Annotated in this window: 22 protein-coding genes; 17 read left to right on the forward strand and 5 right to left on the reverse strand. The window is 47.8% G+C overall.

Annotation, left to right across the window (positions count from 1 at the left end):
• Positions 1-37 precede the first annotated feature (37 nt).
• The 17 genes from rpsS to infA all read left to right on the forward strand — a co-directional run bounded on the left by rpsS (position 38) and on the right by infA (position 9089).
• Positions 38-316, forward strand: coding sequence for a 30S ribosomal protein S19 (gene rpsS, locus PSE7367_RS05335; protein ID WP_015164353.1), 279 nt, complete (start codon positions 38-40; stop codon positions 314-316).
• A 5-nt stretch (positions 317-321) separates the two neighbouring features.
• The gene (rplV, locus tag PSE7367_RS05340) at positions 322-678 is read left to right on the forward strand and encodes a 50S ribosomal protein L22 (RefSeq protein WP_015164354.1); all 357 of its coding nucleotides are present in this window, start codon (positions 322-324) and stop codon (positions 676-678) included.
• A gap of 3 nt (positions 679-681) precedes the next feature.
• Positions 682-1437, forward strand: a complete 756-nt coding sequence (gene rpsC, locus PSE7367_RS05345; protein ID WP_015164355.1) for a 30S ribosomal protein S3 — start codon at positions 682-684, stop codon at positions 1435-1437.
• Between the two features lie 4 nt (positions 1438-1441).
• The gene (gene rplP / locus PSE7367_RS05350) at positions 1442-1858 is read left to right on the forward strand and encodes a 50S ribosomal protein L16 (RefSeq protein WP_015164356.1); all 417 of its coding nucleotides are present in this window, start codon (positions 1442-1444) and stop codon (positions 1856-1858) included.
• 2 nt (positions 1859-1860) lie between these two features.
• Complete coding sequence (rpmC, locus tag PSE7367_RS05355; RefSeq protein WP_015164357.1) at positions 1861-2130, forward strand: 50S ribosomal protein L29; 270 nt, start codon at positions 1861-1863, stop codon at positions 2128-2130.
• A 3-nt stretch (positions 2131-2133) separates the two neighbouring features.
• Positions 2134-2385: a 30S ribosomal protein S17 gene (gene rpsQ / locus PSE7367_RS05360; protein WP_015164358.1), complete on the forward strand. Its 252-nt coding sequence runs from the start codon at positions 2134-2136 to the stop codon at positions 2383-2385.
• Positions 2386-2456: 71 nt separating this feature from the next.
• Positions 2457-2825 carry a 50S ribosomal protein L14 gene (rplN, locus tag PSE7367_RS05365; protein ID WP_015164359.1) on the forward strand — a complete coding sequence of 123 codons (369 nt, stop codon included), beginning with the start codon at positions 2457-2459 and terminating at the stop codon, positions 2823-2825.
• A gap of 5 nt (positions 2826-2830) precedes the next feature.
• Positions 2831-3199, forward strand: coding sequence for a 50S ribosomal protein L24 (gene rplX / locus PSE7367_RS05370; RefSeq protein ID WP_015164360.1), 369 nt, complete (start codon positions 2831-2833; stop codon positions 3197-3199).
• 90 nt (positions 3200-3289) lie between these two features.
• Entirely contained in the window at positions 3290-3835 is a 546-nt protein-coding gene (gene rplE / locus PSE7367_RS05375) for a 50S ribosomal protein L5 (RefSeq protein ID WP_015164361.1), read from the forward strand.
• 13 nt (positions 3836-3848) lie between these two features.
• The gene (gene rpsH, locus PSE7367_RS05380; RefSeq protein WP_015164362.1) at positions 3849-4250 is read left to right on the forward strand and encodes a 30S ribosomal protein S8; all 402 of its coding nucleotides are present in this window, start codon (positions 3849-3851) and stop codon (positions 4248-4250) included.
• 87 nt (positions 4251-4337) lie between these two features.
• Entirely contained in the window at positions 4338-4877 is a 540-nt protein-coding gene (gene rplF / locus PSE7367_RS05385; protein WP_015164363.1) for a 50S ribosomal protein L6, read from the forward strand.
• 149 nt (positions 4878-5026) lie between these two features.
• Entirely contained in the window at positions 5027-5389 is a 363-nt protein-coding gene (rplR, locus tag PSE7367_RS05390) for a 50S ribosomal protein L18 (protein ID WP_015164364.1), read from the forward strand.
• 69 nt (positions 5390-5458) lie between these two features.
• Entirely contained in the window at positions 5459-6055 is a 597-nt protein-coding gene (rpsE, locus tag PSE7367_RS05395; protein WP_015164365.1) for a 30S ribosomal protein S5, read from the forward strand.
• 98 nt (positions 6056-6153) lie between these two features.
• Positions 6154-6630, forward strand: coding sequence for a 50S ribosomal protein L15 (gene rplO / locus PSE7367_RS05400; RefSeq protein ID WP_015164366.1), 477 nt, complete (start codon positions 6154-6156; stop codon positions 6628-6630).
• 149 nt (positions 6631-6779) lie between these two features.
• Positions 6780-8087, forward strand: coding sequence for a preprotein translocase subunit SecY (secY, locus tag PSE7367_RS05405; protein WP_015164367.1), 1308 nt, complete (start codon positions 6780-6782; stop codon positions 8085-8087).
• Complete coding sequence (locus tag PSE7367_RS05410; RefSeq protein ID WP_015164368.1) at positions 8087-8650, forward strand: adenylate kinase; 564 nt, start codon at positions 8087-8089, stop codon at positions 8648-8650. The genes secY and PSE7367_RS05410 overlap by 1 nt, the downstream gene beginning before the upstream one ends.
• A gap of 202 nt (positions 8651-8852) precedes the next feature.
• Positions 8853-9089 carry a translation initiation factor IF-1 gene (infA, locus tag PSE7367_RS05415; RefSeq protein WP_015164369.1) on the forward strand — a complete coding sequence of 79 codons (237 nt, stop codon included), beginning with the start codon at positions 8853-8855 and terminating at the stop codon, positions 9087-9089.
• 370 nt (positions 9090-9459) lie between these two features.
• Here infA and PSE7367_RS20195 read toward each other — a convergent pair whose 3' ends face one another.
• The 5 genes from PSE7367_RS20195 to PSE7367_RS20200 form a co-directional block, all read right to left on the reverse strand.
• Positions 9460-11331, reverse strand: a complete 1872-nt coding sequence (locus PSE7367_RS20195) for an N-acetylmuramoyl-L-alanine amidase (protein WP_015164370.1) — start codon at positions 11329-11331, stop codon at positions 9460-9462.
• A gap of 21 nt (positions 11332-11352) precedes the next feature.
• Positions 11353-12195 carry a hypothetical protein gene (locus PSE7367_RS05430; RefSeq protein ID WP_041698337.1) on the reverse strand — a complete coding sequence of 281 codons (843 nt, stop codon included), beginning with the start codon at positions 12193-12195 and terminating at the stop codon, positions 11353-11355.
• Positions 12196-12289: 94 nt separating this feature from the next.
• On the reverse strand, positions 12290-12439 hold the full coding sequence (locus PSE7367_RS21845) for a hypothetical protein (protein WP_015164372.1): 150 nt from the start codon (positions 12437-12439) through the stop codon (positions 12290-12292).
• Between the two features lie 67 nt (positions 12440-12506).
• Complete coding sequence (locus PSE7367_RS05435) at positions 12507-12878, reverse strand: hypothetical protein (protein ID WP_015164373.1); 372 nt, start codon at positions 12876-12878, stop codon at positions 12507-12509.
• 63 nt (positions 12879-12941) lie between these two features.
• Positions 12942-14165 carry a M23 family metallopeptidase gene (locus PSE7367_RS20200; RefSeq protein WP_015164374.1) on the reverse strand — a complete coding sequence of 408 codons (1224 nt, stop codon included), beginning with the start codon at positions 14163-14165 and terminating at the stop codon, positions 12942-12944.
• Positions 14166-14778 lie beyond the last annotated feature (613 nt).

The raw sequence follows: 14778 nt of genomic DNA on the forward strand, positions 1-14778 counted from the left end.
TAAGTATCAAGTATAGCTAGGAAACAGATTAGACCTCATGGCTAGATCCCTTAAAAAAGGTCCGTTTATCGCCGATTCATTGTTGAGCAAAGTAGAAAAGCTCAATGCCAAAGGCGATAAGCAAGTAATAAAAACCTGGTCGCGGGCATCAACGATCGTGCCCCAGATGATCGGCCATACGATCGCTGTCCATAATGGCAGGCAGCATGTGCCCGTATTTATTACTGACCAGATGGTAGGACACAAACTGGGTGAATTTGCCCCCACCCGTACGTTTCGTGGCCATGCCAAAAGCGACAAAAAGGCAAGGAGATAGGTGCAATGCTATTGGAAACAGATGAAGTTAAAGCTCAGGCTAAATACGTGCGGATGGCTCCTAGCAAGGCTCGGCGCGTCCTAGACCAAATTCGGGGTCGCAGCTACCGTGAGGCTCTGGTAATTCTAGAGTTTATGCCCTACCGCGCCTGTGAGCCAATCACTAAGGTATTGCGATCGGCGGTGGCCAATGCTGAGCATAACCGAGGCATGAATCCGGTTGATCTAGTCATCAATCAAGCCTTTGCAGACATGGGGCCCAGCTTCAGACGCTTCAGGCCAAGAGCCCAGGGGCGAGCCTTCAAAATCAAGAAACCCACCTGCCACATTACGATCACCGTCAAGCCAATGGAGGAAGCATAAATAATGGGACAGAAAGTTCACCCCAATGGTTTACGGGTCGGCGTAATCAGGCCACATCTATCGCGCTGGTTTGCCGATGGCGATCGCTATCCAATTCTAGCTTCCGAAGATTTTGAAATCCGCAAATACATCACCAAAACCCTCGATAACGCTGGCGTTGCTGATGTACGGATCGAGCGCAAAGCTGACCAGGTAGACATCGAAATTCGTACCGCCCGCCCTGGCGTGGTAGTTGGCCGTGGTGGTTCGGGAATCGATCAACTGCGCCAAGGTTTGCTAAAGCATCTGGGCAAAGTAGGCACCAAAGAGAAAACCGGCACCAGCCAAATTCGGATCAATGTCGTAGAAGTGGCCAGGGTTGATGCTGAAGCGGCGCTGATCGGTGAGTATATTGCCCAGCAGATCGAACGCCGGGTTTCGTTCCGACGAGTGGTACGCCAAGCGATTCAACGTGCCCAAAGAGCTGGTGTAGAAGGGATTAAGGTACAAGTTGGCGGTCGCCTCAACGGCGCTGAGATCGCCCGGACTGAATGGGTCAGAGAAGGCCGCGTCCCCCTCCATACAATCCGTGCTGATATTGATTATGCCTATCGCACTGCCAGCACTGTCTACGGCATCATCGGTGTCAAGGTTTGGATATTTAAGGGTGAGATAGAGCCTGGTCAAGAAGCAGCAGCACCGGCACAACCACAACCTCGTCGTCGCCAACAACAGCGTCGTCGCCCCCAATTTGAAGATCGATCTGGAGCTGAGGGATAGATAAATGTTAAGTCCTAGACGTACTAAATATAGAAAACAACAGCGCGGTCGGATGCGCGGCATGGCCAGTAGTGCCAACAAGCTAGACTTTGGCGACTTTGGCATGCAGGCACTAGAGCCAAGCTGGATTACTTCGAGGCAAATTGAGGCCGCCAGACGGGCAATCAACCGCTATATCAAGCGGGGCGGAAAAATCTGGATTCGTTTGTTCCCCGACAAGCCAGTTACGATGCGAGCGGCAGAAACCCGCATGGGTTCTGGTAAGGGCGCACCTGAATATTGGGTGGCAGTGGTCAAGCCGGGGCGAATTATGTTTGAAATTACTGGGGTGAGTGAGCCAGTGGCCAAAGAAGCACTGCGCCTAGCATCGGCCAAGATGCCGATCAAAACCCGATTCGTAAAGCGTGAAGAGAAGGTGTAGTGATGGCTCTACCAGATATTAAAGACATAAAAGCACTCAGTGATGACGATCTGCAAGCAGAGGTGCTAGCGCTTAAGAAGGAATTGTTTCAGTTGCGCTTAAAAAGGTCAACAAGGCAACCCTTTAAGCCCCATGAGTTTAAGCATACTAAGCATCGCCTAGCTCAGCTGTTGACGATCGAACGGGAACGGCAACTAGCCGAGGCGAAGGTAGATAATTCTAATAGTTCTGATAGTTCTAGCACAACTGAAAGCACGGCAGAGGAGGCGTAAGCAATGGCAGTTAAAGAAAAAGTTGGCCAAGTGGTCAGCACCAAAATGCAAAAAACAGTGGTGGTGGCAGTGGAAAACCGCTCCGCTCATCCTAAATACGGCAAGATTGTGGTGCAAACCAAGCGGTTCAAGGCTCACGACGGCGAAGAAAAATGCCAAGAAGGCGATCGCGTCCGGATTCGGGAAACTCGCCCCCTCAGTCGAACCAAGCGCTGGGAAGTAATTGAAATATTAAGCACTATCTCAGCTCAGTAGCTTAAGCCTATCAAGCGAGATCGAGCAGTTAGGCAAACATTCTTTTTAAGATTTGAGAGTAAGTCAAGGCCATGATTCAGCAAGAAACAATCCTAAACGTGGCAGATAACAGCGGTGCAAAGAAGCTTCTCTGTATCCGCGTGATCGCTGGTGGTAATCGCAAAGTTGGCCGAGTAGGCGATTTAATTGTTGCCACGGTCAAGGATGCCGCCCCCAACATGCCAGTCAAAAAATCAGACGTTGTTAAAGCGGTGATCGTACGCACCCGTAGCAATATCAATCGTGATAGTGGCATGAGTATTAGATTTGACGATAATGCCGCCGTGATTGTCAACCAGGATGGGAATCCCAGAGGCACCCGCGTATTTGGCCCGGTGGCGCGTGAATTACGCGACAAAAACTATACCAAAATTATCTCGTTAGCGCCGGAGGTACTATAGTCACCATGGCAATTAGAAAAGTTAAAGCCAAGCCCCATGGCAATCGCAAAACCTTCAAAATGCATGTTAAGCAGGGTGATACCGTGCAGATAATCTCTGGCTCTTACAAGGGCAAGGTGGGCACTGTGCTGCAGGTATTTCCCAAAAACAGTTTTGTGTTGGTCGAAGGTGTAAACATCAAAACCAAACATGTAAAACCCCAACAAGACGGTGATAGCGGCCAAATCATCACCAGGGAATATCCGATCCATAGCTCTAATGTGATGCTTTATTCCGAGAAAGAGAAGGTGGCCAGTCGGATTTGCTACACCTACACAGAAGCTGGCAAGAAGGTGCGCATGTTGAAAAAAACAGGCGAAATCTTGGACAGTTGAATGAACAGTTGAACGAACTAATTCACCGCATCAATTAGTCCTGAATTAATCCTGACCAAGCCCAGGAACAAACTAATAAAGTTAAGCACAATGGCAAAACAACGATTTTTAGAATCATATCAAACTCAGGCCGTACCTAAGCTGATCGAACAGTTTAAGTATACCAATTCACATCAAGTTCCTAAGTTCAACAAAGTTGTGGTGAACCGTGGTCTTGGCGAGGCTTCCCAGAATGCTAAAGCCCTTGAATCTTCGATTACAGAGATCTCAGTAATTACTGGCCAAAAGCCGGTAGTAACCAGAGCCCGTAAGGCGATCGCAGGGTTTAAACTCCGCGAAGGGATGCCCGTGGGTGTGATGGTGACATTACGGCGGGAGCGGATGTATGCATTTTTAGATCGCTTAATCAATTTCTCTTTGCCTCGGATTCGAGACTTTCGTGGGATCAGTGCCAAAAGCTTTGATGGCAGAGGCAACTATACCCTTGGGGTCAGAGAACAGCTTATTTTCCCAGAAATCAGCTACGACTCGATCGATCAAATTCGAGGCATGGACATTTCAATTATTACCACCGCTAATACCGATGAAGAAGGTCGAGCTTTATTAGCAGCTATGGGTATGCCCTTTCGCAAATAGGTAGGAGATCAAAATGGCAACCAACGATACTATTGCCGATATGCTGACGCGCATTCGCAATGCCACCCAAGCAAGGCATTCAGTTACGGCAATCCCGGCAACCAAAATGACCAATAACATTGCCCGGGTGCTCAAGCAAGAAGGATATATCGACAGCTATGAAGAAGTGGGCGAAGGAGTCGATCGTCGCTTGATGGTAGCGTTGCGATATCGTGGCAAACATCGCCAACCAATTATTACCAAACTCCAACGGGTCAGCCGACCAGGGTTGCGGGTTTACTCCAATCACAAAGAGCTACCCAGGGTACTTGGTGGAATTGGGATTGCGATTATCTCTACCTCTAGTGGCATCATGACCGATCGTGAAGCCAGACGAAAAGGGGTAGGCGGCGAGGTACTTTGCTACGTCTGGTAGCTAAACCCTAGTCTTAGATCAGGCTTTTAAATAAGCTCTTTGAATCAGCTTCAGTAATCACACATAGCAAGTCAGTTAGCAAAAGTCATGTCACGTATTGGTAAACTACCGATCCCAATTCCTAAGAAAGTCCAGATTACAATCGCCGGTCAACAAGTGACCGTGAAAGGCCCCAAGGGTGAATTGCAACGCACCCTTACTGATTATGTGGACATTGAGCAGGAAGGCGAAGAAATCCTGGTCAAGCAACGTAGAGAGAGCCGCATCTGCCGCCAGCAGCATGGCCTCAGTCGCACCCTGATCGCCAATATGGTAGAAGGGGTCACCAATGGTTTTGAGCGTCGCCTCCAAATCCAAGGTGTGGGTTATCGGGCCCAATTACAGGGGAAAAATTTAATCCTCAATGTGGGTTACTCCAACCCGGTTCAAGTTGAGCCTCCCGACGGCATTCAAATCCAGGTGGAAAATAACACCAATGTGATCGTGACCGGAATTAACAAAGAGGTGGTTGGCAACACAGCAGCGCAGATTCGCGCCGTGCGTCCCCCAGAAGTATATAAGGGCAAAGGGATTCGCTACCTTGGTGAAAATGTCCGTCGTAAGGCTGGTAAGGCTGGCAAGAAATAGGTTCTAGGCTCTTGCTTAATCTTATGTTTATCTTATGTTTAGGTGTTTTGAGCCAGCTAGCCAATTGTTTAAGTAAGCCACTCTCTTACACGCAGCAATACAGGGCTTATAGAGTTTTATAGATAATATTGGGAAAGGGTTGAATTGAAATGAAAGGTACACGTAAACAGGCAACTCGCAGTCGACATAAGCGCATAAGACGTAAAATGTCTGGTACGGCGGCTAAGCCAAGATTGTCAATATTTCGTTCCAATAATCATATCGTGGCACAATTGATTGATGATGTGGCGCAGGAAACCCTGGCTGCTGCCTCGACTTTAGAGCAAGAAATCAAACAGGGACTCGATACTACTGCTAATTGTGCAGCAGCAACTAAAGTAGGCGAATTAATTGCCCAACGGGCGATCGCCAAGGGGCTAAATAATGTCGTCTTCGATCGCGGTGGCAAACTCTATCATGGTCGAGTTAGGGCATTGGCTGAAGCAGCTCGCTCCGGCGGCCTAGAATTTTAAAGCCCACAATTAATTTAAGTATTAATTTCAAATTATTAGCAACGTAAAAGCAACTGGATCTAAATCAAGATGGCAGAACGCGAACGCAAAGGTAAAAGAGGCGATTCCAACACCAGCAGCGGTGATGATAATAAGCGCCGTGGCGGCAAACGTGGTGATTCACGCAAAGGCCGCGCCGAAAAAGACTCCGAATGGCAAGAACGGGTAGTGCAGGTACGCCGGGTCACCAAGGTGGTTAAGGGCGGTAAAAAACTGAGCTTCCGGGCGATCGTGATCATTGGCAATGAAAAGGGTCAAGTAGGTGTTGGTGTTGGTAAAGCTGGTGATGTGATTGGCGCAGTCAAAAAAGGCGTAGCCGACGGCAAAAAACATCTGGTTACAGTACCACTAACCAAAAGCAACTCAATTCCGCACCCTAGCTATGGTGTGGGCAGTGGTGCATCGGTGATGATTCGCCCCGCCTCTCCTGGTACTGGTGTAATTGCTGGGGGCGCAGTCCGTACTGTTTTGGAACTGGCTGGGGTCAAAAATATTCTGGCCAAACAGCTAGGCTCCAAAAATCCACTTAATAATGCCCGTGCTGCTGTCAATGCCCTCGATTCTCTGCGCACCTTTAAGGAAGTGGCACAGTCCAGGGATCTGACTCTAGAACAACTGTTTAGTTAGTTTTAGTTAGTTGTTGAGCGGCTAGATATCACCACAAAATCCGATTATCCGATTATCCGATTAATTGACTTACACGATTGACGTAATTAATAAGAACTATGAGATTAGTAGACTTAAAACCACAGGATGGGGCAAAGCGCCGTCGTCGTCGCGTCGGGCGTGGTATTTCGGCTGGACAGGGTGCTAGCTGTGGCTTTGGTATGCGTGGCCAAAACTCCCGATCGGGTCGGCCAACCAGACCTGGCTTTGAGGGTGGTCAACAACCCCTCTATCGCCGCGTGCCCAAGTTAAAGCATTTTCCGATCGTTAACCCCAAAAAATTTACGATCATCAATATCGATCAACTCAGCCAACTACCTGCCAACACAGAAGTGAGTCTGGAATCGCTAATCGATGCAGGGATCATCACTCAGGATAATGGCGTATTGAGAGTATTGGGACGGGGTGAAATTGAAGTCGCCTTAACCGTTCATGCCAATTCCTTTTCCAGTGGAGCCAAGCAAAAAATTGAGGCTGCTGGCGGTACCTGCATTACTCACGTTCCACAAAAGTGGACTCGTGCACCTAAGCAATAGCTTTGGTTAATAGTTAATAGTTAATAGTTGGTTAATCGATCGATTAATTCAGCTAGTTAATCCAGCTAAGCAATCAAGATCGAGATTAAGGCTAGTATTATATAAATATTGGTGAGATTTTCCAGCATTGCAAAGAGGCAAGCGCAGCTATGGTAGTTAACAGAAGTAAATCCCCATCCGCTCAGGAAACGTTTATGCAAATGGCGCAGGCCGCCGGATTGCGGAGTCGGCTCCTGGTCACGATCGGCATGTTGGTGCTAATTCGACTTGGCATGTATATCCCCCTGCCGGGAATCGATCGTAGTGTATTAGAAACATTGGCCAGAAGCAGCAACACGCTGGGGTTTTTGAATACATTTGCCGGTGGTGGTTTTACCTTGCTCGGTGTATTTGCACTGGGAATTTTGCCATTTATTAATGCCTCGATCATCATGCAGATTTTGGCAGCAGCCCTGCCCAGTCTGGAGAACCTGCAAAAAAATGAAGGGGAAGCAGGCAGGCGCAAAATCTCTCAATATACTCGCTATGTGGCACTCTTCTTTGCCGTGTTGCAGGGCATTGGCATTTCGCTATTTTTAATTAATATCAACGCTACAACTATCCCTGATCCAGGGTTCCAGTTTATTTTTGAAACTGCGATCGCCCTGGTGGCAGGTTCCATGTTTGTGATGTGGGCCGGTGAATTAATTACCGAGCGGGGCGTGGGAAATGGTGCCTCGCTGCTGATTTTTATTAACATTGTGGCTGTCTTGCCTTCCTCTTTGGGCGATACAATTAGTTTGACCCAACAGGACAGTGCCATGCTGGGTGGTGTATTGCTACTGCTGGTTATTTTCCTGGCCATGATCGTAGGAATTGTGTTTGTGCAAGAGGGAGAACGCCGAATTCAAATTATCTATGCCCGTCGTCAGGTTGGCCGCAAAATGTACCGGGAGCAATCGAGCTATTTGCCGCTGAAGTTAAATCAGGGCGGAGTGATGCCGATCATTTTTGCTTCGTCGGTGTTTTTCCTGCCAGCGATCCTCTCCGATGTGTTCAGCAGCGTAGCAATGCAAAGGGTTAGCAGCTTCTTAACCCCTGGCAGTTGGGGCTATGTGGTAACTTATTTAGTCTTGATCCTGGCCTTTAGTTATTTCTATTCTTCGATCGTGCTTGATCCGGTTGATCTGTCCCAGAACCTCAAAAAAATGGGGGCATCGATCCCCGGAGTACGACCAGGTACTGCCACTTCAACCTACATTAGTAGTGTATTGAATCGTCTGATTTTCCTTGGTGCGATCTTCCTTGGTGCAGTTGCAATCATTCCCACCGCCTTTGAACAGGCCACTGGGGTGACAACTTTCCAGGGGATTGGTGCTACATCGTTGTTGATTATTGTGGGTGTAGCGATCGAAACGGCACGCCAGATCCAGACCTATGTTATTTCCCAACGCTATGAAGGAATGGTGAAGCAATAATGCCGAGAATTATCCTAATGGGGCCGCCGGGCTCTGGCAAAGGCACCCAGGGCGATCTACTTGCTAAAAGCTGGCAAATCCCGCGTATTTCTCCAGGAGATATATTCAGGGCGGAAATCAAAAGCAATTCTCCCCTTGGCCAGCAGGTAGTTGCCTTTAGCAATGCCGGTAAGCTAGTACCTGACCGCGTGGTGATTGGTGTAATCCGCGATCGATTAACTCAACCCGACGTTCAAGCCGGTTGGATTCTAGATGGTTTTCCGCGTACTATTCCTCAGGCTGAAGCACTCGATCAAATGCTTACGGATCTTAACCAGGCCTACGATCGAGTAATCAATCTGGAAGTGCCTGATCAGATCTTGATCGATCGATTGCTAAATCGGGCAAAAGAATCAGGGCGGGCTGATGATACGGCAGAGGTAATTGAGCAACGTTTGCAGGAATATCATGCCAAGACCAAACCGCTGCTAGATTTTTATGGCGCGAAGGTGGTGCAAATTGATGGCACCAAAACAGTTGAAGAGGTAACTGCCCAAATCCTGGCTGGCTTTTCACCAGTCTAATTACAATTACCTGGCACGCTAAACTAGCAATTTAGATCGATAACTAAATCATGTGACAAGCTGCTGTATTGCTCAATGCATTAAAATTAAATAGATTGCATTATTTATATTTTCTTAATGTTTTAATGGTGGTCTTGGCGGCTCTGTTGCCAAAAAGTCCAGTATATTGCTTAAACTTGCTCAGAAAATCAGGAGAAATAACTTGTCTAAGGAAGATTCGATCGAAATGGAGGGCACAGTAACTGAGTCCTTGCCTAATGCTATGTTTAGGGTTGATTTGGAAAATGGATTTAATGTGTTAGCACATATTTCCGGTAAAATCCGCCGTAACTATATCAAGATCCTGCCTGGCGATCGCGTCAAGGTAGAACTCACCCCCTATGATTTAACCAAAGGGCGCATTACCTATCGCCTGCGGAACCAGGGTAGTAAGAAGTAAATTGTAAATTACTTGCATTTTAGAGCTTTTACAAAATAGAGCGATCGCAATAGCCTCATATGCGCTGAGAGAATTATGCTCCCAGCCTATATTCGATTATTTATGTGATGCCAAATCCAGTTAAATATCCTTGACAAAAATGTATAACTATTGTTTTTACTAGGTTGCTTATGGGGGGCATCTAGAGGACTTGATATAACTTGATATAAGAAGTCTAATGATTGCCTTTTGCTTTTTCAAGGTCAGTTCAAGGCAAAGTAATCGCTACCAAATTGCTAACAAAAAATAGAGTTTACAGGCGATCGCCAATAGCACCAAGTTAGGGATTGCAAATATCGATCGAATTTAGGTTTTGGTTTTTAGAGCCAGTTCAAAGAATGCCAGAGGATTCGTAGAGATAGCGCAGGATCGCCATGATCTTTTCCGCATAGAACGGATCTACTGCCCAACGACCGCTCAATTGACCAACCAATGGCGCAGTGCCACGGATCACAAATCGAAATCGGCTATCTACCAGTGGTTGAACTAATGGTTCAGTGCTGGCATAGGCCTTGAGATGTTGCACATGGGCCCTGATCCCGATCCGGATCGTGGGAAAGCGATCGCCACCATTGCCCAGCTCGATCGCACCCAAACCAGCAAAGTTATTCTGCTGCGGTTCCACATCCCCGCCAAACCGCAGGAAACCAGTTTCCAGGCACATCTGACAAAAGGCGATGTCGTGATTAATCCCTTCGATCGCTGCTTCTTCGCGGTAGACATTGGGTAAATTCGCAAATTCCCGCAGGGCAAGATCGTTATTTTGGCGCAGAAAACTAAGTAACTGGGTGGCAGAGGTTAATCCCTGTCCCATAATCCGATCGATTTGTCCCAGCCAGATCCGGTACGTGGTTTTGACAATTACGGTATTATTTGCACCATCCCAATAGAGCGACAGATTAAAATTACGCAATTCCAGTGCCCGTAAATACTTTTCATGGGCATAGCTGAGCCGTTGCATATTTTGGATATGCTTAGCAGCGATCCCCAGATAGGCGGCCATATCCTCTGGTACATACACATTGCCATTTACTAAAATGCCAGGTCTGGGGTAGGGTTTATTATTAATAATAATTTTGAGATATTGATACTTATCAACCAGGCCGCGTGAGTTGGGTTGGGTTGGCTGATTGCGGGGGCGATCGCCAAATTCACTTGGCTCACGGGTAATCGAGCTTAATTGCTCAGAGCGATCTAAATCTGCCTGGTTTAGATTTTTAGAATCTGGCTCCGTTTGGTTTGCCTGATCAGCAGCATTAATATCAGAAATATTAGAAATATCAGAAGTATCAGAGGCATCGATCGCACCCTCTAAGTTCTGTTGTGGGTTTTGTTCTGGCTCCCTAGACGATCGATCGCTGAGTTGTTTAACCCGCTCTGGCTCAGCCTGGCTAATAATTTCGGGATTAATGGTGGGATTTTCATAGTAGTCGGGGCTGGGCAAATCTTCGGCCACACTGGGCAAAATCATTTTGCCGCTGATAATCGTGTCCAGGGCATCAGCAATTGCGATCGCAATATTCCGGCGATAGGTTTGCAACAGCCTTAGATCGGTGGGGTTACTAATAAATCCCAACTCAATGAATAGTGATCTTGGCGCAATATCTCGGCAGAAGGCCAATCGCCCCAAAGCCGTAGCTGAATCGGGCTTGATGCCACGGCTAGCTAATTGAGGCACACCAATCAGCAATGACTCCAGCATCAATTCGGCATGTTGCTGGCGCTCTTCGTTAAACGAAATATAGTAAACGCGCACCCCCCGCAAACTGGCATTATCATAGGCTCCCATATGAATTTCGATCGCCAGATCTCGATAAGAACCGCGATTGTTGATCCAGCTCACGGTTTCTGGCAGGCTGAGCTGGTCATCGGGTAATGCAACCCTGAACCCACGCGATCGCAACTCTTTGGCGATCAAATCCTTGGTTACAATCATTTCTGCTGCTTCAGTGGTGCCCCCTGCCCTAGCGCCAGGATTACGAAAGCGAGCATCAAAGCCACCATGCCCAGCGGATACAAAAATCTGTCGCCCCGGATGATGGGCGATCGGCTCGGCGCAATTACTAGTCAGCGAAGCCAATAACAAACCCGCTCCCGTTTGCAGGAGCCGACGGCGCTGAATTCGGTAATTATGACCTGTTGCTCTTTTGGGCGATCCTTGTGGCGATCGCTTGAATGGATCAGGTCTAGACGATAACCCCATGGATGCTGGTTCTAATCAAATCTACTCAGGTCTGTCAGGCATGGTCAGTTTTTGTCGGGCCGCCTGCCAGAAAATGCGACTAACTTGGGAATCGGCGGTATTCAGTCGATCGGGATAGTAGTTAGTCACAACTGAACTAACCTGGGTAATGAGCCGATCTACTCGCCCTTGATCCTGTAGTTGGCCGATCGCCAGCCAGAATGCCTTGGCCTCTGCCTCACTGCAATGATCGAGCCAATCCGTAATTTGATTAATTACCGCTTCCACGCTGGTGGTATAGCTGACATGGCTAATCGGCTGATTTGGTTGCTCGCCCGCAGAAGGAGCGGCGGGATCGCCCAAATTACGATCACGATTTGAATTAGCAAAAGCTCGATCGCCTAGTGCCAATGACCCTGAATGCGGCGATCGTTTTTTTCGTTCTACCTCAGCCCAATTTATTGAATTTGCTGAATTTGCTGGCTGTGAGAGATCTAATGAATCCCCCTGTCTAGAGATTGCATCACTTACCAAATCGACATTCTCTGGTGCCGCAGGATTACAATTAGTACAATTAGCAGCCTCAGCCATAGCGATCCGATCGCTAATACTGCTGACTTTGCTAGTGGTGGCGATCGCCTGCCTTGGTTGGATTGCCCGTGCTTGTTTGGGTTGGATTTGCTTTGCTTGATATTGCAACCGCAGATTATGCCAACTAGCCTGCTCCAACCATTGCGGTTGATCGAGATAGTTAAATAGATCAACGGTGGTTTTAGAATTCGGATCGATCGGTGGTGTTGGTTGTTGATCACCTTGCATGGTGTCATCCCCCGCTAATTTTTTTTGCGTTGTTTTGTGCTCACCACCCTGAATTCCAGGTTTCAAAATATCCAGATTATTTAAATCATCTAGATTCTCTAAATCATTTGACCCAGTCCGAAGGCATAATGCCTGTACTCTTCTGCCCTTTTACGGCAAGTTATTTCAAGCATGGTGGCGCACTGGGAAATGGCAATTTCGGATCACCGCAACTGCGCGGATCGATCGAATAGGCTTGGGTTGCTCCTATGGGCAGGATCAGCACGGTCAGGATTACGGCAGCGATCGCCAGTAGATTTAAATTTTTCATCGTGTAATTACTCCTCATGTTTAGTTAAGCCAAATCCAATACCTGCAGGGATCAAATATTCCTGCGCTCAAAAAAATTCATCCCAGATCTGCTCCTTACTGATCTTCTTGCCACCACCGCGATTGGGCGAGAACTGCAACCGGCAGCCAAGGGTTGCAACTGCCTCCAGCAGGCGATTAGTATCGCGGCGAGAGCGACGACGCACCAGAAATTCGGGCAACCGTTGCTGGGTATATTGGGGATGATATTTAGTTTTAAGGGTTTCGTAGAAGGCATAAAAATCAGCTACTTCTTCATTGCTACAGGTCGCCAAGAACAGCTCAATCTCCCGCAGTAGGTTATTAGCGCGACTAGGTTTGGCAGCAGACTTGGCTGCATACTTAGATCGCCTTGGCTTAAATTGATGTACATCTAACGGTGGAATCGGCTCTGCTTTCATGTTCTCTTCCCCTGGCAGCTAGATCTTTGGGCGCGATCGCCTTGCTTCTAATTACTTGTCCCCTTAGCTTGGCCGAATCACTTTGGGGCTGTAGCCGGAATGGGTACTAAGCAATTCGGATTCAACCAGACCCACCCCAGCAGCAGGTAAGCCACCACTAACTTGCGTGTTTAGGTGGGGAGCGATCGCCTCATTGATGGTGTTCGCGGTATTAACAACCTGGGGCGAAAGATTTACGGCATTAAGCGCCAGGTAAAGCTCCTCCCTGGTCATTGGCGGTAGATAGTCAACGGGATTAGCGCTGTGTTTGCCATCGGGCAAAATTTCAAAATGCAAGTGGGACTCAAGACTTTTGCCCGTGCTACCAGTGAGGGCGATCGGTTGGCCTGCTTCTACCTGTTCGCCTTGGCGTACCAGCAATTTATGGTTATGGCCATAAAGGGTTTTGCTGCGATCGCGGTGTTCAATCACCAGCAAGTTGCCATAGCCAGAATTATTCCAACCAGCAAAAATCACATTGCCCGCCGCCGCCGCACCGATCGGCGTTTGTGGGGGGGCAGCAATATCAATGCCGCGATGAAACTGCCAATCCTTAAAAATCGGATGAATCCGCCAACCATAGCTAACCCGAATTTCACCCACCAGCGGCGCAACATATTTAAGTCGGGGCGGATGCCGACTGGAATATTGCCGATCGCACATCGATCGCCAATTTGCTAATTGCACCAACCAGTAGTTAGGAGCCTGGGGCACTAATTCAATTAAATGGGGCTTCAGGGCGGTGGTCGTAGCCATCTCTAGCCAGATCCTGGTGCTGGATTGATCGATCGGGCTGACTTGAATAAACTTGATCGTTGGCCCCGTTTGCGTTTGCACTGCAGTGCGATCGACTGCCACATTAACCAAATCCAGCCAGAGCTGATGGGATTGTTCAGATAGATAGAGCTGCGGCAACAGAGCTTGGGCAGCCAGGATTTCGAGGCGATTGCGGCGCTGATCAAACTGAACCGTGAGCAGGCGATTGACGGGACGGGGTGAAATATTTTGCGGCAGTTCAACATGCGGTAGTTCAACATACTGATGCGATCCAGGGATTGCTGAGCTGCGATCGTTTATTTGGGCTAAAGACTGGGCTTGGTAACTATCAACTTGGGGCGATGTTGATGCCAGCTCCATAGGCTCAGCAGACTCAATCTCAGTTTCCGCGATCGTTAGGGCGGGAACGGTGAAAGCTTGGCGATCGGGATGATTTAAACCTTGGTGATGGTGGTTAATTAATTGGTTCATTAATCTCTGTTCCCGAAGTTATAAATCATGGGCGGAGTTAGGCTTCAGATGAGCTGCTAAACAATCGATCGACCAAAGTGGTTCAAAGTGAGCTTATGTGAGGACGACCATATCCTTGAGCAGGGGCTTACTACCTTTTCTATGCAATTACCACAATACTTGCGTAAAGGAGGCTAGCCAGATTGCACCTAGACCACCCAATCATCGATCCAGGCAGGCTTCAGCAGATCTTCGCCCCCAATAAGAGTCCCTCTGCTGAGGCACTTTGATCAGCGATCGCCACAGGTACAATCAGCAACTTAGGCAAACTCAAAGAATTTTAATCAATTAAGTGAGGCTAAGTGAGGATAATCGTGTATCCTATAGCGAAATGGCTTAGTCAAAATCGCTGATTGATTAATCCAGAGCTTCAAATCTGTTTAGGCTCATGGTTGCTTGAGTAACTAAATCAGGCTAGTAAGCAATTTCTGAATAATATTCATCCTGCGGTGTTTATTCCTTGAACCATAAGCAAAAGTAGCCAAATATCAATTACTCCTATTCAAGGGTAAAATTCCTGCCTTAGTTTGTAGACCATAAAAAGCCAGCGATTTTGTCCTAAAAAACATGAAAG

Source organism: Pseudanabaena sp. PCC 7367 (assembly GCF_000317065.1).
Lineage (GTDB): Bacteria > Cyanobacteriota > Cyanobacteriia > Pseudanabaenales > Pseudanabaenaceae > Thalassoporum > Thalassoporum mexicanum.